This is a genomic window from Cognatishimia coralii (assembly GCF_037478305.1).
GTDB lineage: Bacteria > Pseudomonadota > Alphaproteobacteria > Rhodobacterales > Rhodobacteraceae > Cognatishimia > Cognatishimia coralii.
On sequence record NZ_JBBGAZ010000001.1, the window covers coordinates 327852 to 351712 of the forward strand.

Genomic DNA, 23861 nt, shown 5'->3' on the forward strand with positions numbered 1-23861 from the left:
ATCGAAATTTAACGAAAGGTCAACACATGGCGTGCTCAGTCCGGAGAATCTCCCATCAGATAACGTGGACCTGTGCCTTTGCGGCGAATACCGTCGGCGGGGTTATAAAGCGCGCAGGCCTTCATCGACAGGCAGCCACACCCAATGCAGCCGTCCAGCTTGTCGCGCAGGGCCTCCATCTGGGTGATGCGTTGATCCAGATCGCGCCGAAAGCGTTTCGAAATCCGCGCCCAATCGGCCTTGGACGGCGTGCGTCCCTCGGGCAAGCCGCGCAAGACCTCTCGGATCTGCGCAATCGTAAACCCGAGGTTCTGGGCAATCATGACAAAGGACAGGCGGCGAATGTCTGACCGATCAAACCTGCGCTGGCCCGCGTCTGTGCGAAAGGGATGCACCAGCCCTTCCTCCTCGTAGTAGCGGATAGCAGAGGTCGCGAGCCCCGTGCGCTCGCCAATCTGCCCAATTGTAAGTCCACGGTTTTTCATCTTGCTGTAAATACTCAAAAAATTGTCTATTGCCTTAAAGTATACTTGAAGAATTAATGTGGTTTCAACGTTGATTTAGGCGGAAAGGACATTTGATGAAACTCGAACACGTCAACATCACGGTCAGCGATGCGAAGGCCTCGGCTGAGGCCCTGATGGATATCTTTGACTGGCACATCCGTTGGGAAGGTGCCTCGATGGACGAAGGATACACAGTTCATGTTGGTGATCGCGAAAGTTATCTGGCTTTGTACAGCCCGGCAAAAGCGCTTGGACAGGCAAGCGAAAAATACACGGAGCAAGGCGCTCTCAACCACGTTGGGGTGGTGGTGAATGATTTGAAGGCGGTTGAGGCCAAAGTGCTGGCCGCCGGGTTCAAGCCACATTCCCACTATGACTATGAACCGGGCGAGCGGTTCTATTTCGACGGACCCGACGGTGTTGAATATGAGGTCGTAAGCTACGCCTGACCCAGAAACGCGGGCGCGCACAACCGGTCTCTTGCGCGCCCAAGTTGGTCACGCCCCGAATTACCCCTCAAGGCTTGACCCATTACGCGCGGCTGCTATGGTCGCGCGTATGAAGACCCAAAGCATCATCATTATTTGCTGCATTACCTGCTAACAGTGTTGGCGGGCCGTTCTTCTATTTCAAACCATTGATAAAGTTGCTAAGCCCGCCACGCGAAAGACGTGTGTGAGGACACTATGACCGAGATCAAGCTCTATAACTCTAAGACCCGCAAGAAAGAGGTCTTTGAGCCGATTATTCCGGATCGGGTGAGCATCTATGTCTGTGGGCCCACCGTCTATGACCGCGCCCATCTGGGCAATGCGCGCCCCGTGGTGGTGTTTGATATCCTCAACCGCCTGATGAGCCACGTCTATGGGGCCGAGAACGTCACCTATGTGCGCAATTTCACCGACGTGGATGACAAGATCAACGCGACGGCCTTGTCCCGCAAAGAGGCGGGTGCTGAGGGCACGCTCGAAGAGCTGATCGCCGAGCGCACCGAGGAAACCATTGGCTGGTATCTGGGCGATATGGCAGCCCTTGGGGCGCTAGAGCCCGATCACATGCCGCGCGCCACGCAATATATCGCGCAGATGATCGAGATGATCGAGAAACTGATCGCGGATGGCTATGCCTATGCCAAGGACAGTCATGCTCTGTTTCGAGTGCGGGAGTTTGAAAATTACGGCAAGCTCTCGGGTCGTTCGGTGGATGACATGATCGCAGGCGCGCGCGTCGAGGTTGCACCATACAAAGAAGACCCTATGGATTTCGTGCTGTGGAAGCCTTCCAGCGACGATCTTCCGGGCTGGGACAGCCCTTGGGGTCGCGGACGTCCGGGCTGGCATATCGAATGCTCGGCGATGTCCTATGAAATTCTGGGCGACAGTTTCGACATCCATGGCGGCGGCAATGACCTGCAGTTCCCCCATCATGAGAACGAGGTCGCCCAAAGCTGCTGCGCCCATCCCGAAGGCGAATTCGCGCGGGTCTGGATGCACAACGAGATGCTGCAGGTTGAGGGCAAGAAGATGTCCAAGTCCTTGGGCAACTTCTTTACCGTGCGCGATTTGCTGGAACAGGGCGTGCCGGGGGAGGTGATCCGGTTTGTGTTCCTGAGCACGCATTATCGCAAGCCGATGGATTGGACCGCGAAGAAGGCCGAAGAGGCGGCGAATACTCTGCGCAAGTGGCGTGGGCTGACCGCAGGCATCGAGCCTGCCGCCAGCCCGTCCCCAGCGGTCTTGGCGGCTGTTGCGGATGATTTGAACACGGCAGGCGCTTTGGCTGAGATGCACAAGCTAGCCAGTGCTGGGGACGCGGCAGGACTGCTTGCCTCGGGGCTGTTGTTGGGTCTGTTGGGGGATGATCTGGGTGATTGGGCGCAGGGGCCTGACGTAGATCTATCGGCTTTTGAAACACAGCTGTTTGAGGCGCGGACGGCCGCAATGGAGAGCAAAGACTTCTCGGAAGTCGACCGCTTGAAATCTGCATTCATGGAGGCGGGCCTAGAGGTGCGCATGAGCAAAACCGGTGTTAAACTGGTCCCGGGCCCGAATTTCGATGCTTCAAAACTGGAGGCGCTCTGATGACCAAAGAACGCCTCTACCTCTACGACACAACGCTCAGGGATGGTCAGCAAACCCAGGGCGTGCAGTTCTCGACCGACGAGAAAAAGCAGATCGCTCTGGCACTTGATGACCTAGGTGTAGACTTTATCGAAGGCGGCTGGCCCGGCGCCAACCCGACCGACAGCGCCTTTTTTGACGAACGCCCCGAAACCCGCGCGACCTTTACAGCCTTTGGCATGACCAAACGGGCAGGGATCTCGGCCGAAAACGACGACGTTCTGGCCGCCGTTTTGAATGCAGGCACGCCGTCGGTGTGTCTGGTCGGCAAAAGCCATGACTTCCACGTGGAAAAGGCGCTTGGGATCTCATTGGCGGAAAACACCGAAAACATCGCGAAATCCATGGCGCATATTGTGGCGCAGGGGCGCGAAGCGATGTTTGACGCCGAGCATTTCTTTGACGGCTATAAATCCAATCCGGGTTACGCCATCGAAGCCGTAAAAGCCGCCTATGACTCTGGCGCGCGTTGGGTTGTGCTCTGCGACACAAATGGCGGCGCGATGCCTGCCGAGGTGCATGCGGCGACCAAGGCGGTGATTGAAGCAGGCATCCCGGGAACCCATCTGGGCATCCATACGCATAATGACTGCGAACTGGCGATCGCGAATTCTCTGGCGGCCATCGACGCAGGCGCACGGCAGGTGCAAGGCACGCTGAATGGTCTTGGTGAACGCTGTGGTAACGCCAATCTGACCACGCTGATCCCTGTCCTGATGCTCAAAGAGCCCTATGCCTCGCTTTATGACACACAGGTCACCAAGGAAGGCCTGAAAGGACTGACGCGGGTCAGCCGGATGCTGGATGATATTCTGAACCGCATTCCCGAAAAACAAGCGGCTTTTGTGGGGGCTTCGGCCTTTGCCCATAAAGCAGGCCTGCACGCCTCAGCCATCCTCAAAGACCCCACGACCTATGAACATGTCGACCCGCAATCGGTCGGCAACGAACGCATCATCCCGATGTCAAATCAGGCCGGTCAGTCCAATCTGATCAAACGCTTGGCAGACGCGGGGATCTCGGTTGAAAAAGGCGATCCCGCCTTGGCGCGGATCCTCAACCGGATCAAAGACAAAGAAGCACAGGGTTATAGCTTTGATACTGCGCAGGCGAGCTTTGAGCTGTTGGCGCGCGAGGAACTGGGCAGCCTGCCGACCTTCTTTGAGGTCAAACGCTATAAGGTCACGGTCGAGCGGCGCAAAAACAAATATAATCAGATGGTCAGCCTGTCTGAGGCAGTTGTCGTCGTGAAAATCGGCGGCGAAAAGAAGCTCTCGGTCAGTGAATCTATGGACGAGGGCGGCTCGGACCGTGGTCCGGTGAACGCGCTGTCTAAGGCCTTGGGCAAAGACCTCGGCCCTTATCAGGCCGTGATTGATGATCTGAAACTCGTGGACTTTAAGGTACGCATCACGCAGGGCGGCACCGAGGCCGTCACGCGCGTCATCATTGACAGCGAAGACAGCAACGGGCGGCGTTGGTCGACGGTTGGCGTGTCCCCGAACATAGTCGACGCCTCCTTTGAGGCGCTCTTGGATGCGATCAACTGGAAGCTGGTCCACGACGGCGCGACTGCGGTGTGAGCAATCTGATGGCGGATATTAACGCCTGCGCCGGTCTGGTGCAGCGGGGCGATGCGGATCGTTTCGTGGCGATCATGGCCGCGCCTGTGGCCGCGCGGGCCAAGCTGTTTCCACTCTTTGCATTCAACATCGAAGTCAGCCGCGCGCCTTGGGTGACGCAGGAAAGCATGATTGCCGAGATGCGTCTGCAATGGTGGCGTGACGCGTTGGAAGAAATCCGAGACGGCGTGCAGGTGCGGCGGCATGAGGTGGTGACGCCCTTGGCGGCGGTTTTGACGCCTGAGACGGCGGAAAGCTTGGACGCACTGGTCGAGGCGCGACGGTGGGATATCTATAAAGATCCCTTTGAGGACGAGGCCGCGTTTCGCACCTATCTGGACAAGACCACTGGCAACCTGTTGGTGGCAGGGTGTCAGATGCTTGGTGCGGCGGATGAAGCCGCCGTGCGTGATGTTGCGTTTGCTCATGCTTTGGTGCGGTGGTTCCAAGCCATTCCCGAACTGGAGAACCAAGGACGGCGCCCCTTGGTGGATGGGCGTGTTGAAGCAGTGCAGGCGCTGGCGCAAGAGGCTTTGGCGCGGCGTCAGGCCGTTCGGTCGTCTCAGATCAGCAAATCGGCGCGGGCCGCGCTCTATTGCACGTGGCAAGACGTGGCACTGCTGAAGCAAGTGATCGCGGATCCGATGCTCGTGGCCGATGGTGCGCTTGGCCTTAGTGAATTTCGCAGGAAATCCAGCCTCCTGGCAGTGTCCACTTTCAACCGCCTATGACGCGCGGCGATCCAGATCCGCGAGGGTCTTGCCCGGTTCATCCACAAAAAGCCCTGGCAAAATACGCACGGTCTCGATCTGATCGACCCGAAAGGTACCAAAGTCGCTGAGGTCTTCGACCCAAGCAGTGAGGCTCCAGACGCGGCCCCAGTAATCGAGCTTAAGCGGCCTGAGATCATGCGCTGCGCCGGACACCGTGGTGATGGCGATGCGCTGTTTCGCCCGGATCGCGCCGCGCAGGTTGGTAAGGTGCTGAAAGGCATAGGCCGATTCAGCAAAGGGGTAAGCCGCGAAATTCATCGCTTTGGGCGCGGCACGATGATCCTCTGGCAGAACCGCATCGATCTTTTCGGCCAAAGAGACTGCCGCCGTCCGCAAAGCCTCATCTGACGACTGACCCGCAGCGGCCAATGTGACCAAGAGCACATCCAACTCTTCTTCCGTGAGGTTCAACGGGGGCAGGGTGATAGCAGCCCGCGCGGAATAGCCCCGACCGCGCTCGCCCTCGACCGGAATGCCGCTTGCTGCAAGCATGTCCATGTCACGATACATTGTGCGCAAAGAGACCCCGAACCGCTCTGCCAAATCCTCGGCGCGATGCAACTCTCCGTCCTTGAGAATCTCTATCAGCGCATAGAGCCGTTCGGTCCGTTTCATAGGTGATTCCTGCTACGTCTTTCGGACACATACTGACAAAAACCTGTCAATTGACAACCTATTGACAAAACCCATCGCGATTTTCCGCCAAAACCCATGAAAATTGGTGTTTTCGGGCTTTTAACCGGCGGAAACACTGCCTAACTATTGGCCCAGAAAGTTGAAACGAGGCACCAAGGCCTCTTCACAGGAGAAATACAATGTCCCTAGGTCCATGGCAGGTTCTGCTCATCGCCGTCGTCGTTCTGGTTCTTTTTGGCCGCGGCAAAATCTCGTCTCTGATGGGCGAAGTCGGCAAAGGCATCACCTCCTTCCGTCGCGGTGTCAAAGAGGGCACCGAAGAGTTGAACGCGGAACTCGAAGACGCCAAAGACGTGACCCCAGAGTCTGAAAAGACCAAAGACGACGCCTAACTTTGGCGCGAAAAGGAGCGCCGGATGTTTGACTTCGGAATGGGCGAACTGCTGATTATCGGCCTTGTTGCGCTGATTGTGGTTGGCCCAAAGGATCTTCCAGTTCTGTTTCGCCGGGTGGGGAATTTCGTCGGCAAGGCCCGCGCTATGGGGCGCGAGTTTAGCTCGGCGATGAACCAGGCAGCCGATAACAGCGGCATGGGAGACATCACCAACACGCTGAAAGCAGCCGCAAACCCTGTGAAGGGCGCTGCGGATGCTTTGGCGGAACATGCCAAGGCGGCGGCGAATTTCGATCCCGAAAGCGAGACCGGCAAACTGGCCGCGAAACGCGCCGAGGATGCGAAAAAGATCCACGACGCGACGGCCAAACGTCAGGCGGAAAACCGCGCGAAAGCCGCAGCCGAAGCCGCCGAGAAAGCACAGGCCGAGGCCAAAGCCGCTCAAGAGGCGCTTGAAGCGGTGCAGGCCAAGCAGGCCCAAGAGGCCGCAAAGACCGATAAGGACGCATAGATGACTGCGACAGACGACATGGAGGACAGCTCCGCCCCGTTGATCGAGCATCTGGCCGAACTTCGGACGCGTCTGATCCGCTCGGTGATTGCCTTTGTTGTGGGCTTCATCATTTGCTTTATCTTTGGCAAATACCTGCTGGATTTCCTGCTAATACCGATTGAGCAGACCATGCGCAATCTGGGCGATCCAAACCCGGTGATGCAGTATACAGCACCTCAGGAATACTTCTTCACCCTTGTCCGCGTGGCGATGGTTGCGGGGCTTGGTCTGTCTTTCCCTGTGATCGCGCATCAGCTCTGGCGCTTTGTGGCGCCGGGCCTCTATCGCAATGAAAAATCAGCGTTTTTGCCGTTTTTGATTGCCTCGCCTGTGTTGTTCATTTCTGGCGCAGCCTTTGCCCATTTCATCGTAACGCCCTTGGCGATGCAGTTCTTCTTGGGCTTTGCGGATGCGTCTTCTCTGGTCTCTGCCTTCTTCGTCGAAGGCGCGCCGATTGATGCGCCCATCAAAGACGACGGCATCGCGATTGTCTTCCAGGGTAAAGTCAATGAGACGCTGGATATCACGCTGAAACTGATCGTGGCCTTCGGCCTCTGCTTCCAGCTGCCGGTATTGCTGACCCTTATGGGGCAGGCAGGTCTGGTGTCGGCAGAAGGCCTTGGTAACGTGCGGAAATACGCGGTTGTCGGCATTCTGGCGCTTGCAGCTGTGGTGACACCTCCGGATGTGATCTCTCAGGTGATCCTCTTTGTGGTGGTCTATGGCCTCTATGAAGTGTCGATCATCCTCGTCAGCCGCGTTGAAAAGCGCCGCGAAGCCAAGCTGCGCGAAGAGGGCTATTATGACGACGAAGAAGAAGCCGACATCGAGCTCGACGCAGACAATGACAAATGATCCTTTAGAACGGATTGCAGCGGCGCTGGAGAGGATCTCTCCGGCGCCGCTTGCGTCTCCGGATTTTGACGCAGCCGACGCCTTTGTCTGGCATGTGGATCCAGAACGGCTGGAGCCTGTGGCCGATGTGTCTCGGGTAGATCTCTCGCTGTTGGTGGGGATCAATCGCTCGCGTGATACCTTGCTGGAAAATACCCTGCGGTTCGCCAAAGGTTTCCCTGCCAACAACGCGCTTTTGTGGGGCGCGCGGGGAATGGGGAAATCCTCACTGGTGAAGGCGGTGCATGCCGAGGTGAACGCGCAAGGCCATGCGTTGAAAATCGTGGAACTCCAACGCGAAGACCTACCCAGCGTGGCGCGTTTGTTGCAGCACCTGCGCGGTTCAAAGGCTCGGTTCCTGCTGTTTTGCGATGACCTGTCGTTTTCCCACGATGACCAGCACTATAAAAGCCTTAAGGCGGTTCTGGACGGCGGCATCGAGGGACGGCCGGACAATGTGGTGTTCTATGCCACGTCGAACCGGCGTCACCTTATGCCCCGCGATATGATCGAGAATGAGCGTGGGTCTGCGATCAACCCATCGGAGGCGGTTGAGGAAAAGGTGTCGCTGTCAGATCGCTTTGGTCTGTGGCTCGGTTTCCACCCTTGCGATCAGGATGAGTTCCTTGCGATGATCAAAGGCTATGTGGACGCCTATGGTGTCGAGATCGATGACGAGACCTTAAGGGCTGAAGCTATTGAGTGGCAGGCCACACGCGGCGGACGCTCTGGCCGTGTCGCTTGGCAGTATTTTACGGATCTGGCGGGCCGAAAGGGTGTTCAGATCTAGGACGCTTGGGGATTGCGATGTTCGAAGGGTTTCGTGAAATCAAAGCCGACGTGGGCAACGCCATCATTCATGCCCGAGTAGGAGGCGATGGTGCTCCGGTGCTGTTGCTGCACGGCTATCCGCAAACCCATGTGATGTGGCATCCCATCGCTGAGACTTTGGCCGAGACCTACCACGTCGTTGCCGCGGATCTGCGCGGCTATGGGGACTCCGTTGCTAAGGACGGTGACTTCACATTCCGAGCGATGGCTCTGGACATGGTCAAACTGATGGCCAGTCTTGGGCATTCCAGCTTCCACGTCGTCTCCCATGACCGTGGCGCGCGCACCGCACATCGGATGGCTTTTGATCACCCCGTGGCCGTCAAATCCATAGTACTGATGGATATCATCCCGACACTCGACGTCTGGCGCACGATGGATGATTGGCTTGCAAAGCGCTATTATCATTGGACATTTCTTGCGCAACCCGGAGGCATGCCCGAGCGCCTTATCAACAGTGATCCGGTCATGTTTATGAGGTCTGCGCTGATTGGGCTCTCAGGGTCTGATGTGTTCAGCCCAGAAGCAAAGGCGGAATACGAGCGGGCCGCGCGTAATCCCAGCGTGATCGCGGCTTGGTGCGGCGACTACGCGGCCGGGGCAAGTGTTGATCTGGAACATGATCGCGCAAGCCTTGGTGAGACCCGAGACATGCCCTGTCTTGTCCTCTGGGGCAGCAAAGGCGCAGTCGACCATCATTTAAACCCGGTTGAGGCTTGGACATCATGGTTCCCGAACGCAACAGGACAGGTGATAGACGCGGGCCACTTTCTTGTCGAAGAGCGCCCCAATGAAGTTTTAAAGGCCGTTCAAGACCATCTGAGAACTTTGGCGTGATCGGGCCCATGGCTAGGTCCGATTTCAACTGAGCTATTCCAGGAACGGCATCGGGTCGACGATGTCGAACCCTTTGCGCACTTCGAAATGCACGAAGTTCTTCTCGCTCGGAACCTTCGCAATGCTTTGATTACGCGACACTTTTGCGCCTTTAGATACCGAAACATCAGCGACGTTGTAGTAGACCGTCATTACGTTGTCCGCGTGGCGAATAACCACGATTGTCACGTCATCTGCATCGGTCGTGATTGCAGCAACGCTGCCGCTGGCGGCGGCTTTCACCGGGCTGCCTGCGTCCGCCGAAATGTCGATCCCGTTGTTCTTGCCCTTTTTAAAGGTGCGAATGATGCGCCCGTCGACCGGATAGCTCATCTGTGCCGAGCTGGTCGTGGTTTGTTGCAGTTTAGGTGCGACAGGTTTGCTCACTTGCTGGGACGTGGTGTCCTTTGGCAGCGGCTTGGACGCGCTAGGAGGCGTCGGCGTGCTCGAACCTTGACCGGGTTGAGACACCGTCTCATCGCGCGGCTGAGGCCTTGTGCTGGTTGCCGGTGCGCCTGGCTGCGCAGGCGGGATCAAAAGGATCTGACGCTCGCGGATGGTGAAATCATTGCTGAGGCCGTTCCATTCGGCCAGCGCACGCACCGAGACGTTATAGAGCCGCGCAATCGAAAACGCGGTCTCGCCGCGTTTCACCGTGTGGCGGATTGGTTCATAGCCGATTTGCACGTCCGATGGTCGTGTCGGGGTCGGTGCGGCCTCTAGCTCTTCGGTCTGGATATCGGCGTTGTTGATCGCATTGCCCGCAAGCGAAGAGATATCGACGTTCGAGGGTGGAAGCACCTGACCAGTGCCTCCGGTTTGCGAAGACGGTTCCGCGACACGATCTGGCAGCAAGAGAACCTCGCCGGGGCGCAAGCGGTCGTGTGTGGCCAGCGAATTGTGATCGGCCAGTTCCTCTGCTGGGATGCCCACACGGTTTGCCACATCGCGCACTGTGTCGCCGCGGCGGGCCACAGCCACCTGATAATTCGGGTAGGAGATGATGCCGCGGTTGTCTGCATCGGGGCGATCTGCCGTGACACCAAGCGCCGCCGAGGTTGTATCAAGACCAGATCCCAAGCTGCCCCGCAGGTCGAAATCCAGACCGTCCTCACAGCCCGCCAAAAGCGCCGTCACAGAGACTGCCATCAAAATCGAAGAAACTCGCCGTCTTGCCACAGCCATCTCGAAATCCTCATGAAAGTTCCGATTGCCGTTTGGGCACCGGATTATGTTTTGCCACCTTGTACCACGTCTACCTTGGATAGAGCAGGGTCATAGGGGGAAAAATCAGGGGATTTCGGCGATTTTATGCTTAATTGTCACGCGCCACGCCTTCCAAGAGCGGCACAAAGCGCACGGGGCGTAGCTCTTGGTAGTCAAATCCCGTCTCAGAGCGGGTGACTTTGATCATGCTTTGCACGGTATCTGACTGGCCAACGGGTAGCACCATGATGCCACCGACCTTGAGTTGCCCCAGAAGCGGGCCGGGGGTGTCCTCGGCAGCGGCTGTGACGATGATGCGGTCAAACGGGGCCTGATCTGGCAGGCCAAAGCTGCCGTCCGCCGTGAAAGCGGTGATATTGCCCAGATCCATTGCTTCAAAGATCGACTTGGCCTCGGCCACAAGGCGGCGGTGACGATCCACCGTATAGACGCGTCGCGCAAGCTGGCTGAGGATCGCAGCTTGATAGCCAGAACCCGTGCCGACCTCCAGAACCTTATCGCGCGGGCTTACGTCAAGCGCTTGCGTCATGAGGCCCACGACTGAGGGTTGGCTGATGGTTTGACCACAGGCAATCGGTAGGGGCATGTCCTCATAGGCGCGGTCGGTGAAGATGCCTTTGACAAAAGGGCCCCGGTCGATGGATTCCATCGCCGTTAGCACGCGCGCGTCGGTGACGCCCTTGCTGCGCAGGGCGAACATGAACCGCATCTTTTGTTCTGCGAGGTCGTCCTGGCTCATTCGATCCCCCGGAAGGTGTCGAGCATATCATGCGCGGTGTAGTCCGCGCGCATTGGGGTGACGGAAATGTAACCTTCTAGGTTCACCGCCACATCCGTTTCCGGATGCGAGGGCGCGCGTTGATCGCCGCCGGTGACCCAGAGGTATTTGCGCCGGTTGGGGCGTTCTTGCAGTTCGACACCGAAGTTCGTGCCCGCGCGACGACCTTGAGGCACGACTTTGGTTCCCTTGACCGCACCGGCTGGAACAGGCGGAAAGTTCACGTTGAAGAACAGCTTGTAAGGGTTTGAAGACTCAGCCTTTGTTGCAAGAATTTTGCGGATGATGTCCGCCCCATGCTGCGCGCTGGCCTCAAAGGGATTGTCCAGAAACGCATTGTCAGGCCCGTAGAACTGAGACAAGCCAATCGCGGGGATACCCTGCAACGCGCCTTCCAGTGCCGCGCCCAAAGTGCCTGAATAGGCTGCGTTCTCACCCGAGTTATTGCCCTTGTTCACACCCGACAGAATAAGATCCGGCGCGCCGCCTTTCATGACTTCATAGATCCCCGCAAGTACGCAATCAGCTGGGCTGCCTTCAACTGCAAAGCGGCGTTCGCCAAACTGAGTGATCATGGTGGGATGAGCGTAGCTGATGCAATGGGCGACGCCGGATTGCTCAAAAGCTGGCGCGACGGTCCAGACCTCTCCGTCGGGACCTGCGAGCTCTTTGGCGATGTCTTCCATCACAGACAGGCCTTCAGCCTGAATCCCGTCGTCATTGGTGATGAGAATACGCATGCTCCGCCCCATGTATTCGGTGTTAACCCTGTCTAGAACGCAGGGCGCATGCGGGCAACCACCCTTGACGGTGACGCGGCGATTTAGAGCAAACCTGCCGCAGTCAAAAGGCGCGCTGCCTCATCCCTCGGCGCAGTCAGCGCGCCGCGATTTTCGCCTGGGTAGAACCGCGCCCGAGTGCTGGTTGGCATGGGGTTCGGCTTCAGGATCGAGACCGTCGTGTCCGTGCTCGTGCATTCCGCCTGCCAGCTTTTCACAAGCGCGATCTGAGCAGCCTTGGTCGCGCCATATGCGCCAAAGAACTTTTCGCCCGCGCTTGCGTCATCAAAAAACACGGCCTGTGACCCCGCGCCCAACAGCGGCGAGATAAAGGGGATCAAGGTGCCCATTGCGGTCACATTGGTTGCAACGGATTTCGCCCAATCTTTCTGGTCCATATGGCTGGCCGGCGCCAGCGGGGCCGCGTGGACCGCCGTATGGATCCACAGATCCAGCTTGCCCCAACGGTCATGGATAGACCGACACAACTGCGCCATAGCGTCAGCTTCGTTCACATCCATAGGCGCGAGCGTCGCCGCACCCCCTTTGGCTTTGATCGCGTCGTCCAGATCCTCAAGACCGCCCACGGTGCGTCCGACCGCAACCACGTGATATGCTGGCGACAAAGCCTCGGCACAAGCGAAACCAAGGCCGCGGGATGCGCCGGTGATGAGGGCAATTTTATCGGTCATCGGGTCTGTATCTTTTCTAATGATATAAAGGCCTTAAGAGGCCATTGTTGCCGCGTTCCAAGACGCACCTTGCGCTGGCATATCCTTGATCTTGGCACTCACACGACCGCTTTGTTCCAACTGGTTCAGATAGTCTTCGCCAACGCCGGTGACATAGTTGCCGTCAAAGCAGGAGCAATCGAATGTCTCGATCTCTTTGTTGCCCTCATGGGCCGCCCAGATCAGGTCTTCGAGCTTTTGATAGATCAAACCATCCGCGCCAATCTCTGCACAGATTTCCTCAGTGGTTTTGTCATGGGCGATCAACTCGTGGCGTGTCGGCATGTCGATGCCATAGACATTCGGGAATTTCACCGGAGGAGAGGCAGAGGCCACATAGACCTTCTTCGCGCCGGCCTCGCGGCACATTTCCACGATCTTGTGCAAGGTGTTCCCACGCACGATGGAGTCATCGATTAACAGCACGTTGTGGCCCTCAAATTCCAGAGGCACTGCGTTCAGCTTGCGGCGCACGGATTTCTTACGCTCTGCCTGACCGGGCATAATGAAGGTCCGGCCCACATAGCGGTTTTTCACCAGACCTTCGCGATAGGGGATGCCCATGGATTTCGCGACCTCAAGCGCCACCGGACGGGCGCTGTCTGGCACTGGAATGATGCGGTCGATGTCGAAACCGGCTTCTTTGATCTGTTCTGCCAGCGTTTGCCCCATCCGCATCTGGGTTTTGTAAACGGAAATGCCGTCCAACAAAGAATCTGGCCGCGCGAGATAGACATATTCAAAGATGCAGGGCGTCAGATTGCCCTCGGCGCATTGTGACGTGTGCATCTTGCCGTCCAGATCGACAAGAATGGCCTCGCCAGCCGCCACATCCCGGATCTTTTCAAAGCCGTTGATGCCAAAAGCCACATCCTCAGACGCAAAGCAGAATTCTTCGACGCCATTGGCGTTCACACGCTTGCCGACCGACAGAGGCCGAATACCGCGCGGATCGCGGAAGGCCATGAGGCCAACGCCCGCAATCATGGTGATCACGGAATAGGCGCCCTGAACACGCTCCATTGTCATGCGTACGCCGGCAAAGATATTGCGCACGGGATCGGAATTGCCGTTCACTTTGATGCAGTCAAATATCTTATCCGCCAGAACGTTCAGCAGAATTTCAGAATCCGATGTCGTCCGCAGATGGCGGCTGTACTTCGCGGTGACTTTCTCACCTTGCTCCGCCGTATTGGTTATATTGCCATTGTGAACCAGATAGATGCCGTAAGGCGCGTTCACAAAGAAGGGCTGGGCCTCAGACGCGCTCAAAGAGCCCGCTGTCGGATAGCGCACATGGCCAATCCCAACGCGACCAGTCAGGATCTCGGCATCGCCTGCGCCAAAGACGTCTTTCACAAGACCATTGGCTTTGCGTTCGCGAAAGAATTCTCCGTTATAGGTCACCATGCCCGAGGCATCTTGACCGCGATGCTGCAACATCAGCAGCCCGTCATAAATCTCGGCGAAGACGTCATCGCTTTGGTTGGAAATGCCAAGAATGCCGCACATGAGCAGTCTCCGTTCAGAGTCGGGACGCGAGGTATGAGACCAAGCGCGCGTGTTTGGGGAGCAGATAGACGGAGTCTGTCAGGGGCCGAATGCGCGCGTCTTTAAAAGGGCGGGGCAGGTGGCAGGACAAGCTGGGCTCCGAATCCAAGGGGTTCTTGCGCATCCTATAGTTGCTTCGGTCGAGTATGTCACGAAAGTAACAATGGACAAATTGTCTATGGGTGTAAAAACTTTGGCCACAGATCAGAATGCGAGAGGCGTGACATGACGCAAGCCAAGATCCGGCAGCTAACGGCAGAGGAGCTGCCCGAGATGCGCGCGCTGAATGCGCTCTTTGCGCGCTGCTTTGATGATCCTGCGAGTTATGCGGAAAAGAAGCCCGATGATGCCTATCTGCGCGCGCTTTTGGCAAAGCCGCATGTTCTGGTGATGACTGCACATGTGAATGGGGTGCTCTGCGGTGGGTTGGTGGCCTATGAACTTGAGAAATTCGAGCAGGCGCGCAGTGAAATCTATATCTACGATCTGGCGGTGGATGCAGAGTTTCGCCGCCGGGGCGTTGCCTCGGCTTTGATCGCAAAGATCAGTGACGTTGCCGTGGCGCGCGGGGCATGGGTGAGCTTTGTGCAGGCCGACTATGAGGACGCCCCAGCGGTCGCGCTTTATGAAAAACTCGGCATACGCGAAGAGGTTCTGCACTTTGATATCCCGCCGATGGGCAAACCGGCGGGACAGAGGTCTTAGACCGAAGGTTTAGTTACAAGATCCAACCAGCTGCTCGTATTGGGTGGTGATCCAGCCCAGAGCCTGCTGAGGGTCACGGTCCTCGATCTGCTGTGTCATGCGGCTAAAGACCTGCGCCGAGCGGCTTTGATCCACCATGTCGATGCTTTGGTTGACCATGACGGTCTCATAAACAAAAAACGCGATCGCGACCAAAAGTATGCCGCGCAGGACACCAAAAATGAACCCAAGCGCCTGATCGATGCCGCCAAGGGCCGATTGCTGAACCATCGAGGCAAAAAGCGGCGTGAAGAGCGACACAATCACAAGCGCCACTGCGAAGACGGCGGCGAAGGCTGCGATCACAGCCAGTTCGCAACTATCTGCGAGATAATCTCCCAGAACCGGGATCTCTTTGACCAGCGGCTCCACTTGCGGTGCAAAGACAAAGGCGAGCACTGCGGCGAGAACCCAGCCCAAAATCGCCATGCCTTCGCGCACGAACCCGCGCGAATAGGCCAAAAGGGCCGAGAGGATGATGACGCCTGCGACAACGCCGTCGATAATTGTAAAGCCGTCCATTCTGCTTCCTGGTCTACCTGCTTCTTGAGGCGGTTACCCGGCCCCGAATATATCCCCAACGAATTGCGCCAGATCACTGAATTGATTTTGGGCCATGCCCTCAACCTTTGCAGCTTTCCCACCAACTGGCGCTATTGCAGATGTGAAACCAAGTTTTGACGCTTCTTTCAACCTATTTTCGGTCTGGGATACCGGACGCAGGGCTCCGGACAGTGAAATTTCGCCGAAAATCGCGGTTTTGGCCGGAATCGCGCTGTCTTCGCGGGCTGAAATCAGAGCCGCGGCCACCGCGAGGTCAGCGGCAGGTTCGCTGATTTTCATGCCGCCGGCGACGTTGAGGTAAACATCAAGCCCCGTGAAAGGGATGCCGCAGCGCGCTTCGAGCACGGCGAGGATCATCGCAAGACGGCTGCTGTCCCAGCCAACAACGGCGCGTCTGGGCTGGGCGTGGGGGCTGGGGGCAACGAGCGCTTGCAGCTCGACGAGAACAGGGCGGGTGCCTTCGATGCCCGCGAAGACGACGGATCCCGGCGCGGGTTCTCCGCGTTCGGCTAGAAAGAGCGCTGAGGGGTTGGTAACTTGGGAAAGGCCACGGCCTGTCATTTCAAAGACGCCGATTTCGTCGGCGGCCCCGAAACGATTTTTGACAGCGCGCAACACGCGGAACTGATGACCGCGCTCGCCTTCGAAATAAAGCACGGTGTCGACCATATGCTCGACGACTCTAGGGCCTGCGATCTGGCCTTCTTTGGTCACATGGCCCACGATCACAATCGCCATGTTTTTGCGTTTTGCAAAGGACGTGAGCTCATGGGCTGCGGCGCGGACCTGACTGACGGAACCGGGGGCGGAGCCGACGGTGTCGCTCCACATGGTTTGGATTGAGTCGATGATCGCGAGTTGCGGCTTTTCCTGATCGAGCGTCGTCAGGATATCGCGCAGGTTCGTTTCGGCGGCGAGCTGCACAGGTGCGTCCGTCAATTGGAGACGTTGCGCGCGCATGCGGACTTGGGCCGAGGCTTCTTCGCCGGAAACATATATGGTTTTCAATCCCTTGCGGGCGAATTCTGCAGCGGCTTGAAGGAGAAGTGTAGACTTGCCAATCCCGGGGTCTCCGCCCACGAGGATTGCGGAGGCAGGCACAAGGCCGCCGCCCAGAACTCGGTCGAGTTCATTGACGCCTGAAAGCGTGCGTGGTGGTGGGGTTTCCTCATGCCGCAGATCGGTCAGGGTGATCGACTTGCCTTTGGAACTGCCCAGCGTTGCGCTTGAGGGACCGGATGAGATCGGCGTGTCCTCGACGATGGTGTTCCATTCGCCGCAGCCATCGCATTTGCCGGACCATTTGGTGAAAACTGACCCGCAGGCGGTGCAGGAGAAGGTGGTTTTGCTCTTTGCCATGTTCTCGTTTTACCCCAATTTCGGATTTGGTCAATTGGGGAAACGTCGGGATGCCTCCGGCAGGGATATTTTGGGCAAGAGAAAGGTTAGGCCGTCAGCACAGCAGCGGCTGCGGCATAAAGCAGGACGAGGGCGTCGTACCAGCGTAGGCCTGTAAGGCGCACGACGCGGGCTGCAAAGAAAAGCGTGAGGATCACGCAAGCGGCGTTTGTGAGTAGGAGGAGCGGGCTGGCGGCGTCTCCGCCACGGGTGACGAAGATATGTGCGCTGACGGCGCAGCAGGCGAAGATCAGCGAGAGGGTCGAGAGACGCCCGGCTTGCTCGCTTTGCCTTCCGCGCGGGTAAGCGGCGAGGGCGACGATCAGAGGGAAGAAGGTGATGAGCAGGTCTGTGGACATGGGCGCTTTGTTCAGGGTTTTGTGAGCGCTGTCAAATGGCCGATGGCGAGGGACGCGAGGACGCAGGCGGTGAAGAGGTAGAGGCCCCAGGCGGTTTCGACGGTGGCGAGGCCGACGCCTTTGACGACTGTGATGTAGAGCGCGATCAGGAAGATGTCGGCCATGGCGAGTTTGCCGAGGAAAGTGAGGGCGGGCAGGGTCTTGGCGCTGAGAAGGTCGAAATGGATCAGGGCAAGGCCGAGGGTTTTGGCGATGGGAGCGAAGAGTGCGAAGAGGAGCACGATGAGCGCCAGCACGACGTCGGTTTGAAAGAGGCTCGCGAGGCCCGAGATGATGGAAATTTCCGAGAGGCCGAAGATCGGGAGGAGGCCTGCGCGCATCAGTGGGGCGAACCAACTGATGGGGAAGAAGATGAGGAGGGAGAGGTTGAGGGCGCGGAGCATGCGTTAACGCACCGCCTCAATCGGCCCCTCCGCGGACCCTGTGATGAACTGTTCCAAATAGGGATCGCCGCTGGCGTCCATCTCGGCCACCGGGCCGGTCCATTGGATAACCCCGTCGTGCAGCATCGCGACCTTGTCGGCAATCGCGCGCACCGACGTCATGTCGTGTGTGATCGTCATGGCGGTTGCGCCCATTTCGACAACGATCTCTCTGATCAGATCGTTGATGACGCCGGACATGATTGGGTCAAGGCCTGTGGTTGGCTCGTCAAAGAAAATGATCTCGGGTTCCGCGGCAATGGCGCGGGCAAGGCCGACGCGTTTTTGCATGCCGCCGGAGAGCTCTGACGGAAAGAGATCAGCCACATCGGGTGTCAGGCCTACGCGGCGGAGTTTTTCGATCGCAATCTCGCGCGCCTCTGCTTTGGGGCGTTTGAGCGCGCCGCGCAAAAGGCGGAAGGCGACGTTTTGCCAGACGGTGAGGCTGTCAAACAGCGCGCCGCCCTGAAAGAGCATCCCAAAGCGCGCCAGAAAGGCGTCGCGGTCAGCGCCGATGCCAGCGTGGGTGACGTCTTCGCCGTCGACGATCACCTTGCCCTGATCAGGGGTCACAAGGCCCAGAATGCTTTTGATGGTGATGGATTTCCCGGTGCCGGAGCCTCCGATGATCACCATGCTTTCGCCTTTGGGGACATGCAGATTGACGCCGCGCAGGACCTGTTTGGGACCGAAGGATTTATGGACGTTATCAAGCGTGATCATTGGCTGAAGAAGACCGATGTGAGAATGAAATTTGCGGCGAGGATTAGAACGGCGGCGGCCTGGACCGAGGACTTGGTGGCTTCGCCCACGCCCTGCGCGCCGCGGCCCGAGTTCATGCCGAAGTAACAGCCCATCGTGGCCGCGATACCTCCGAAGGCGCAGCCCTTGATAAGAGAGCTGATTATGTCAGACATTTCAAGGAAGTTGACGGTGTTCTTAATGTAACTTGCGGGGTTGAATCCAAGCTGTCCGGTGCCGACGACGAAACCGCCATAGATGCCGATGATGTCTCCGATGCCCACAAGGATCGGCACGACGATGAGAGCGGCCAGAACCCGTGGTGCCGTCAGGTATTTCATCGGATGGGTCGAGAGCGTCACCAAAGCGTCGATTTGTTCCGTGACCTTCATGGTCGCGATTTCGGCGGCGATTGAGCTGGTCACGCGCGCGGCGATCATGAGGCCCACTAGCACGGGGCCTAGTTCACGTACCATGCCGATGGCGACAATCTGCGGCACCACCGCTTCGGCCGAGAAGCGCGCGCCACCGGCGTAGATCTGAAGCGCCAAAGCGCCGCCTGTAAAGAAGGCGGTGAGGCCGACGACAGGCAAGGACAGCCAGCCGATTTGCAAGAGCGCGGTCAGGAACTCGCGGAAGTAAAACGGCGGGCGGAAGATATGGCTGATGCCTTGGGCGGCAAAGATGGCGACCTGACCGATGGTGGCCAAAACCGCCATCGTCAATTGCCCCAGATAGCGCAGCGGCGCGAGGAGGATCATGAAGAATACCGCCGTTGATAGCGTGCGCCGAGGGACGTCAGAATCTCGTAGCCGATGGTGCCTGCAGCATCGGCAAGGTGGTCAACGGTTTGGTCCTCGGTCAGGATATCCAGCTCGCGCGGGTCTTCGCCCAGATGGGTGATGTCGACGCCGATCATGTCCATCGAAATGCGTCCCACGATCGGGCAGGCGGTAGAGCCGTGAAAGAGGTTCATGTTAGGCCCCATCGCGCGGATCAGACCGTCAGCATAGCCTGCAGCGACCGTGGCAATGCGGCTGTCGCGTTCGGCAATCCACGTGTTGCCATAGCCGACGCTCTCGTTCTGGGCCACATCGCGCACCTGAATGACGGGGATCGAGACATGGGCGACCGGTTCCGCCTTTTCAAACGGCAAGCCTCCGTAAAGACCCACACCCGGGCGCGTCATGTCGAAGTGATAGTCTTTGCCCAAAAGGATGCCGCCAGTGGCAGAGAGGCTTTTCGGCGTGCTCATGCCTTCCGTCATGGCCAGAAAGCTTTCCAACTGATGGGCGTTCATCGGGTGATCCGGCTCATCGGCGCAGGCCAGATGAGACATGACCAACGTCGGGTTCTGAGGTTCCGCCAGCTCTCGCAGCGCGGCCCATTCGCCGGGTTCCATGCCAAGGCGGTTCATGCCGGTGTCGAGCTGAATGCCGAACGGATGGTCAGGCAGGGCTTCGACATGGCGCAGCATCTGGTCGATGGAATTGAGCATCGGCGTCAGATGCAGGTCGCTGATCATATCGGTGTCACCCGACATATGGCCCGAAAAGATATTGATCACAGGCCCCGGGCCAAGCGCTTGGCGCAAGGATGCGGCTTCCTCGGTCGCAGCCACAAAGAACGTGCGCGCGCCCGCGTTCGCAAGGCTGCGCGCCACGCGATCCGCGCCCAGGCCATAGCCGTCTGCCTTCACAACGGCGGCAGTTTCGCACTCTGTCATGGCGTCCAATGCGCGCCAGTTGTTGGTCAGCGCCGTGAGGTCGATGGTAAGCGTTGCTGTGGCCATATCGTGGGTCTACTCGGGCTTTGTGTCATTCTTGTCGAGGACCATAGGGCCCCTCAGGACTTCCTGCCAGAGCCCATGGCCTCAGACAACAGATTTTAGGCGGAAAGCTGATCAATCGCGAGGTCAATCGCGTGTTTGGCCTGTTCCGTGCGGATTGCGGTTTCCAGGGACGTGGGCAGTTCATAGGCCGCGTCGTCTTCTAGGTCTTTTTCGTCAAAAAGCTGTTCCATATCAGGGCAATAGGTGGCGCGGATGCTTTCGTTGTATTTCGCATGATGCGCCATGATCTCGCGCCGCAGTGCTAGCGACAGGCAGTCACCTGACCGGATCGCGCCCTGAGGTTTGATGGCGATGATTTTGCGGATGATATCGCGGGTATTGATATCAGTACCTGCGCGGCGCATGTCGCCCAGCTGCTCCGAGACCTCTCGGCTGAGCGTGGCATTGCTGGAGGGCAGGTCATAGCCCTCGGCCAATTCGCGCGACAGGCCGAGAATATGGGCGAAATCCTGTTGCACGTCGCCATTTGGGAAGTTCCGCCGCTCAAAGGGCCGAACGATGATGTTTTCTTGCCCAAAGACCTGAGAGAACTGGCGCAGCACGCGGCCATAGTAGAGGTCGATCTGTTCGCGGGCGAAATCCTCGGGGTCGCCTTGATAGCGGCCGTTTTTCACGCGCTGTTTGTACATCGCCTCGGCATATTTGTCCTGGCGTCGGATATAGGCGATGACCTTGGTCTGGCGTTTGATCCGGCGCGGGAAATGGGTGTCGAACCAAGGCGCGAGCCCACGGCGAAAGAACATTTCGGACGAGATCACATGAGTGACATCCGGCGCAGCTTTGATTTCGGCCACCATCGCCTTGGCAACCTTCTTGCCGCCGTTCTGATTGATCGCCTGCAAGACCGAATTATGCGCGATATTGGTGCGGCCTGCCGAGACATAATTCACACCCTCGACCGCGAGAGCCTCGGCTTTGTTCTTCAGAAAGCCCTGAATAGAGGTCGTCCCGGTCTTTTGCGAACCAATATGCAGGATCAGCCGGGGTTTCTCCATTAGAACTGCTGGTCCTGTTGCCACTGTTTGACGAGGTTGCCGAAGCGGGTGAATTTGGATTCAAAGCTCAGATCCACCGTGCCAATCGGGCCGTGACGCTGCTTGCCGATGATGACTTCGGCGCGACCGTGTAGGCGTTCCATTTCCTCTTGCCACATGGACATTTTCTCAAGGTCATGCTCGCCCGGACGTTCCCGTTCCTTGTAGTATTCCTCGCGGAACACGAACATCACGACGTCGGCGTCCTGTTCGATTGAACCGGATTCCCGCAAGTCTGAAAGCTGCGGGCGTTTGTCGTCGCGGCTTTCTACAGTACGAGACAACTGGGAGAGGGCGATCACCGGGATATTCAGTTCCTTGGCAATCGCTTTCATCCCCATCGAGATCTCGCCGATCTCTTGCACCCGGTTTTCGGCGGTACCGCGGCAGAGCTGCAGATAGTCGATGATCAAGAGATCCAAACCATGGGTCCGCTTCAAGCGTCGCGCGCGGGCGGCAAGCTGGGCAATCGGCAGGGCGGGCGTGTCGTCGATGAACAGGGGGCAGGCCTCGAGAGCCTTTGCGGCATCCACAAAACGACGGAATTCCTGTTCGGTCATGTCGCCTTTACGGATTTGCTCGGACGGCACTTCTGCAGCCTCAGAGAGGATCCGGGCGGCCAGCTGTTCCGAGCTCATCTCCAGCGAGTAAAACCCAACGACGCCACCTTCGATGGTCCCTTCGGTGCCATCTGGACGGATGCCCTTCTTATAGGCCTTGGCGACGTTAAAGGCGATGTTGGTCGCCAGTGAGGTTTTCCCCATCGAGGGACGACCCGCGAGGATCAAAAGGTCCGAGGGGTGCAGCCCCCCGAGCTTCTTGTCCAGATCGATCAACCCGGTGCTGACGCCGGCAAGGCCGCCATCGCGCTGATAAGCGGCGTTGGCGGTGTTGACGGCCTCGGTGACCGCTTTCAGGAAAGAGACAAAGCCGCTGTCGGTTTTGCCTTGTTCGGACAGTTTATAGAGTGCCTGTTCTGCTTGAACGATCTGCTCCTTGGGCTCTTCAGTCACGTCCATCTTGGTCGCGCGGGTCGAAATCGACTGACCCAGACCAATCAGCTCACGCCGGATCGCCATGTCATAGATCATCTGCGCATAGTCTTTGGCCGCATAGGCCGAGATCGCAGCCCCCGCGAGGCGAGCGAGGTAGGCTGGGCCGCCGAGCTCTTTGAGGCCTTCGTCATCCTCAAGAAACGCCTTGAGCGTCACCGGAGAGGCAAGGTTGTTTTTGGCAATGCGGGCGGCGGCGACCTCATAGATGCGGGAATGGACCGGATCGTAAAAGTGGCTCGCGTCAATCACCGAGGCCACGCGGTCGAAAATATCGTTGTTCGTCAGGATCGCACCGAGAAGCTGTTGTTCAGCCTCGATCGAATGCGGCATAGGATCGCCGTCTTGAGCCTCAGGGACACCCGGATTTATCGTCGTTAGCTCGTTCATGCTGCTCCCCCGGTCATTCGCGGGTCTTGTTTTTATCCGCGTGCCCCTGAGCAGAGGTGATAGCGGTTTTGAGTTGCTCATCCTATCAGGAAATCTCTGTTGATAAGAGGCCCTGAAGGATGTGGGTAAATTTCAGCGATTGCGCTGCCGGTTAGGGTTGCGCCTAGATATAGTGGCACAGCCAGCGGGATCTGCCAAATATATCTTTGTTCGGGCGCATCGAATCGGCGATTCCCTGTGAGTCGTCCACAGGCCATCCACAGGCGTTGCTGAAATTAGTCGCGCTTATTGGCCTCTTGCCAGGCGCGTGGATCGTTGAGGAATTTCTCGACCTCGGCCAGCGTTTCCTCTGGGAAAGCGCCTTGCGCGCGGGCCTCGGCTAGCACGTCCCACCATGTGCACAGATAGTGCAGTTCCACCCCATGATCGCCGAGGGTTTTCACGGTCTCGGGGAAGATGTCGTAGTAGAAAATCACGGCTGTGTGGCCACAAGAGGCCCCCGTTTCGCGGATCGCGTCCACAAAAGACAGTTTAGAGCCGCCGTCGGTGGTGAGGTCTTCGACCAAAAGGACTTTATCCTCCTCAGTCATCACGCCTTCGATGCGGGCATTGCGGCCATAGCCTTTGGGCTTTTTGCGCACATAGGTCATGGGCAGGGCGAGGCGTTCGGCCACAAAGGCAGAAAACGGGATGCCCGCGGTTTCACCTCCTGCGATATTGGTGAAGGTCTCAAAGCCTGCGTTGCGCATCACGGTGACGGACATGAAATCCATCAGAGTGCTGCGGATGCGGGGGTATGAGATCAGCTTGCGGCAGTCGATATAGCTTGGGGACGGCAGGCCGGATGCGAGGATATAGGGCTCGTCGGTGTTGAAATTCACCGCCTTGATCTCAAGCAGCATGCGCGCGGTGAGGCGGGCGATTTCCTTTTGATCGGGGAAGCTGGTTGGGATCATGGTGTTCTGTCCTTTAGC

At 58.0% G+C, this 23861-nt stretch carries 27 protein-coding genes; 10 read left to right on the plus strand and 17 right to left on the minus strand.

The window, feature by feature from the left end:
- Positions 1–35: 35 nt before the first annotated feature.
- Positions 36–485, minus strand: coding sequence for a redox-sensitive transcriptional activator SoxR (gene soxR / locus WG622_RS01615; RefSeq protein ID WP_339402676.1), 450 nt, complete (start codon positions 483–485; stop codon positions 36–38).
- Between the two features lie 95 nt (positions 486–580).
- On the opposite strand from soxR, the gene WG622_RS01620 reads away from it, so the two are divergent.
- The 4 genes from WG622_RS01620 (at position 581) to WG622_RS01635 (ending at position 4979) form a co-directional block, all read left to right on the plus strand.
- Positions 581–955, plus strand: coding sequence for a VOC family protein (locus WG622_RS01620; RefSeq protein ID WP_339401997.1), 375 nt, complete (start codon positions 581–583; stop codon positions 953–955).
- Positions 956–1192: 237 nt separating this feature from the next.
- Positions 1193–2587, plus strand: a complete 1395-nt coding sequence (gene cysS, locus WG622_RS01625; RefSeq protein WP_339401998.1) for a cysteine--tRNA ligase — start codon at positions 1193–1195, stop codon at positions 2585–2587.
- On the plus strand, positions 2587–4209 hold the full coding sequence (cimA, locus tag WG622_RS01630; RefSeq protein ID WP_339401999.1) for a citramalate synthase: 1623 nt from the start codon (positions 2587–2589) through the stop codon (positions 4207–4209). Before cysS ends, cimA begins: the two co-directional genes overlap by 1 nt.
- Before the next feature lie 8 nt (positions 4210–4217).
- Positions 4218–4979 carry a squalene/phytoene synthase family protein gene (locus WG622_RS01635; RefSeq protein ID WP_339402000.1) on the plus strand — a complete coding sequence of 254 codons (762 nt, stop codon included), beginning with the start codon at positions 4218–4220 and terminating at the stop codon, positions 4977–4979.
- Here WG622_RS01635 and WG622_RS01640 read toward each other — a convergent pair.
- Positions 4974–5636 (minus strand): helix-turn-helix transcriptional regulator, encoded by a 663-nt coding sequence (locus WG622_RS01640; protein ID WP_339402001.1) that lies wholly within the window; start codon positions 5634–5636, stop codon positions 4974–4976. The genes WG622_RS01635 and WG622_RS01640 overlap by 6 nt on opposite strands.
- A gap of 200 nt (positions 5637–5836) precedes the next feature.
- On the opposite strand from WG622_RS01640, the gene tatA reads away from it, so the two are divergent.
- The 5 genes from tatA to WG622_RS01665 are packed head-to-tail and all read left to right on the plus strand — an operon-like array spanning position 5837 to position 9166.
- Entirely contained in the window at positions 5837–6049 is a 213-nt protein-coding gene (gene tatA, locus WG622_RS01645) for a twin-arginine translocase TatA/TatE family subunit (RefSeq protein ID WP_209356181.1), read from the plus strand.
- A 24-nt stretch (positions 6050–6073) separates the two neighbouring features.
- Complete coding sequence (locus WG622_RS01650; RefSeq protein ID WP_209356182.1) at positions 6074–6562, plus strand: Sec-independent protein translocase subunit TatA/TatB; 489 nt, start codon at positions 6074–6076, stop codon at positions 6560–6562.
- Positions 6563–7459 carry a twin-arginine translocase subunit TatC gene (tatC, locus tag WG622_RS01655; RefSeq protein WP_339402002.1) on the plus strand — a complete coding sequence of 299 codons (897 nt, stop codon included), beginning with the start codon at positions 6563–6565 and terminating at the stop codon, positions 7457–7459.
- Positions 7449–8288, plus strand: coding sequence for an ATP-binding protein (locus tag WG622_RS01660; protein WP_339402677.1), 840 nt, complete (start codon positions 7449–7451; stop codon positions 8286–8288). The genes tatC and WG622_RS01660 overlap by 11 nt, the downstream gene beginning before the upstream one ends.
- Before the next feature lie 17 nt (positions 8289–8305).
- Positions 8306–9166, plus strand: a complete 861-nt coding sequence (locus WG622_RS01665) for an alpha/beta fold hydrolase (protein WP_339402003.1) — start codon at positions 8306–8308, stop codon at positions 9164–9166.
- 33 nt (positions 9167–9199) lie between these two features.
- Here WG622_RS01665 and WG622_RS01670 read toward each other — a convergent pair whose 3' ends face one another.
- The 5 genes from WG622_RS01670 to purF form a co-directional block, all read right to left on the minus strand.
- Positions 9200–10390, minus strand: coding sequence for a LysM peptidoglycan-binding domain-containing protein (locus WG622_RS01670; RefSeq protein WP_339402004.1), 1191 nt, complete (start codon positions 10388–10390; stop codon positions 9200–9202).
- Between the two features lie 130 nt (positions 10391–10520).
- The gene (locus WG622_RS01675) at positions 10521–11171 is read right to left on the minus strand and encodes a protein-L-isoaspartate(D-aspartate) O-methyltransferase (RefSeq protein WP_339402005.1); all 651 of its coding nucleotides are present in this window, start codon (positions 11169–11171) and stop codon (positions 10521–10523) included.
- Positions 11168–11950 carry a 5'/3'-nucleotidase SurE gene (surE, locus tag WG622_RS01680; RefSeq protein ID WP_339402006.1) on the minus strand — a complete coding sequence of 261 codons (783 nt, stop codon included), beginning with the start codon at positions 11948–11950 and terminating at the stop codon, positions 11168–11170. The genes WG622_RS01675 and surE overlap by 4 nt, the downstream gene beginning before the upstream one ends.
- A gap of 83 nt (positions 11951–12033) precedes the next feature.
- Positions 12034–12681: an SDR family NAD(P)-dependent oxidoreductase gene (locus WG622_RS01685; protein WP_339402007.1), complete on the minus strand. Its 648-nt coding sequence runs from the start codon at positions 12679–12681 to the stop codon at positions 12034–12036.
- Between the two features lie 33 nt (positions 12682–12714).
- Positions 12715–14232, minus strand: coding sequence for an amidophosphoribosyltransferase (gene purF, locus WG622_RS01690; RefSeq protein ID WP_339402008.1), 1518 nt, complete (start codon positions 14230–14232; stop codon positions 12715–12717).
- Between the two features lie 264 nt (positions 14233–14496).
- On the opposite strand from purF, the gene WG622_RS01695 reads away from it, so the two are divergent.
- The gene (locus tag WG622_RS01695) at positions 14497–14976 is read left to right on the plus strand and encodes an AAC(3)-I family aminoglycoside N-acetyltransferase (RefSeq protein ID WP_339402009.1); all 480 of its coding nucleotides are present in this window, start codon (positions 14497–14499) and stop codon (positions 14974–14976) included.
- A 9-nt stretch (positions 14977–14985) separates the two neighbouring features.
- Here WG622_RS01695 and WG622_RS01700 read toward each other — a convergent pair whose 3' ends face one another.
- From WG622_RS01700 to WG622_RS01745, 10 genes are all read right to left on the minus strand, one after another.
- Entirely contained in the window at positions 14986–15537 is a 552-nt protein-coding gene (locus WG622_RS01700) for a CvpA family protein (protein ID WP_339402010.1), read from the minus strand.
- Positions 15538–15570: 33 nt separating this feature from the next.
- Positions 15571–16938, minus strand: coding sequence for a DNA repair protein RadA (gene radA, locus WG622_RS01705; protein ID WP_339402011.1), 1368 nt, complete (start codon positions 16936–16938; stop codon positions 15571–15573).
- 86 nt (positions 16939–17024) lie between these two features.
- Positions 17025–17336, minus strand: coding sequence for a hypothetical protein (locus WG622_RS01710; RefSeq protein ID WP_339402012.1), 312 nt, complete (start codon positions 17334–17336; stop codon positions 17025–17027).
- Positions 17337–17347: 11 nt separating this feature from the next.
- Positions 17348–17779 (minus strand): paraquat-inducible protein A, encoded by a 432-nt coding sequence (locus WG622_RS01715; RefSeq protein ID WP_339402013.1) that lies wholly within the window; start codon positions 17777–17779, stop codon positions 17348–17350.
- A 3-nt stretch (positions 17780–17782) separates the two neighbouring features.
- Positions 17783–18541, minus strand: a complete 759-nt coding sequence (locus tag WG622_RS01720; RefSeq protein ID WP_339402014.1) for an ABC transporter ATP-binding protein — start codon at positions 18539–18541, stop codon at positions 17783–17785.
- A complete protein-coding gene (locus WG622_RS01725; RefSeq protein ID WP_339402015.1) occupies positions 18538–19320 on the minus strand; it encodes an MlaE family ABC transporter permease in 783 nt (260 codons plus the stop codon). The genes WG622_RS01720 and WG622_RS01725 overlap by 4 nt, the downstream gene beginning before the upstream one ends.
- Complete coding sequence (gene alr, locus WG622_RS01730; protein WP_339402016.1) at positions 19317–20351, minus strand: alanine racemase; 1035 nt, start codon at positions 20349–20351, stop codon at positions 19317–19319. The genes WG622_RS01725 and alr overlap by 4 nt, the downstream gene beginning before the upstream one ends.
- 95 nt (positions 20352–20446) lie before the next feature.
- A complete protein-coding gene (locus WG622_RS01735) occupies positions 20447–21406 on the minus strand; it encodes a hypothetical protein (protein ID WP_339402017.1) in 960 nt (319 codons plus the stop codon).
- Positions 21406–22887 carry a replicative DNA helicase gene (locus WG622_RS01740; protein ID WP_209356199.1) on the minus strand — a complete coding sequence of 494 codons (1482 nt, stop codon included), beginning with the start codon at positions 22885–22887 and terminating at the stop codon, positions 21406–21408. Before WG622_RS01740 ends, WG622_RS01735 begins: the two co-directional genes overlap by 1 nt.
- A gap of 275 nt (positions 22888–23162) precedes the next feature.
- Entirely contained in the window at positions 23163–23843 is a 681-nt protein-coding gene (locus WG622_RS01745) for an orotate phosphoribosyltransferase (RefSeq protein WP_339402018.1), read from the minus strand.
- Positions 23844–23861: the final 18 nt, after the last annotated feature.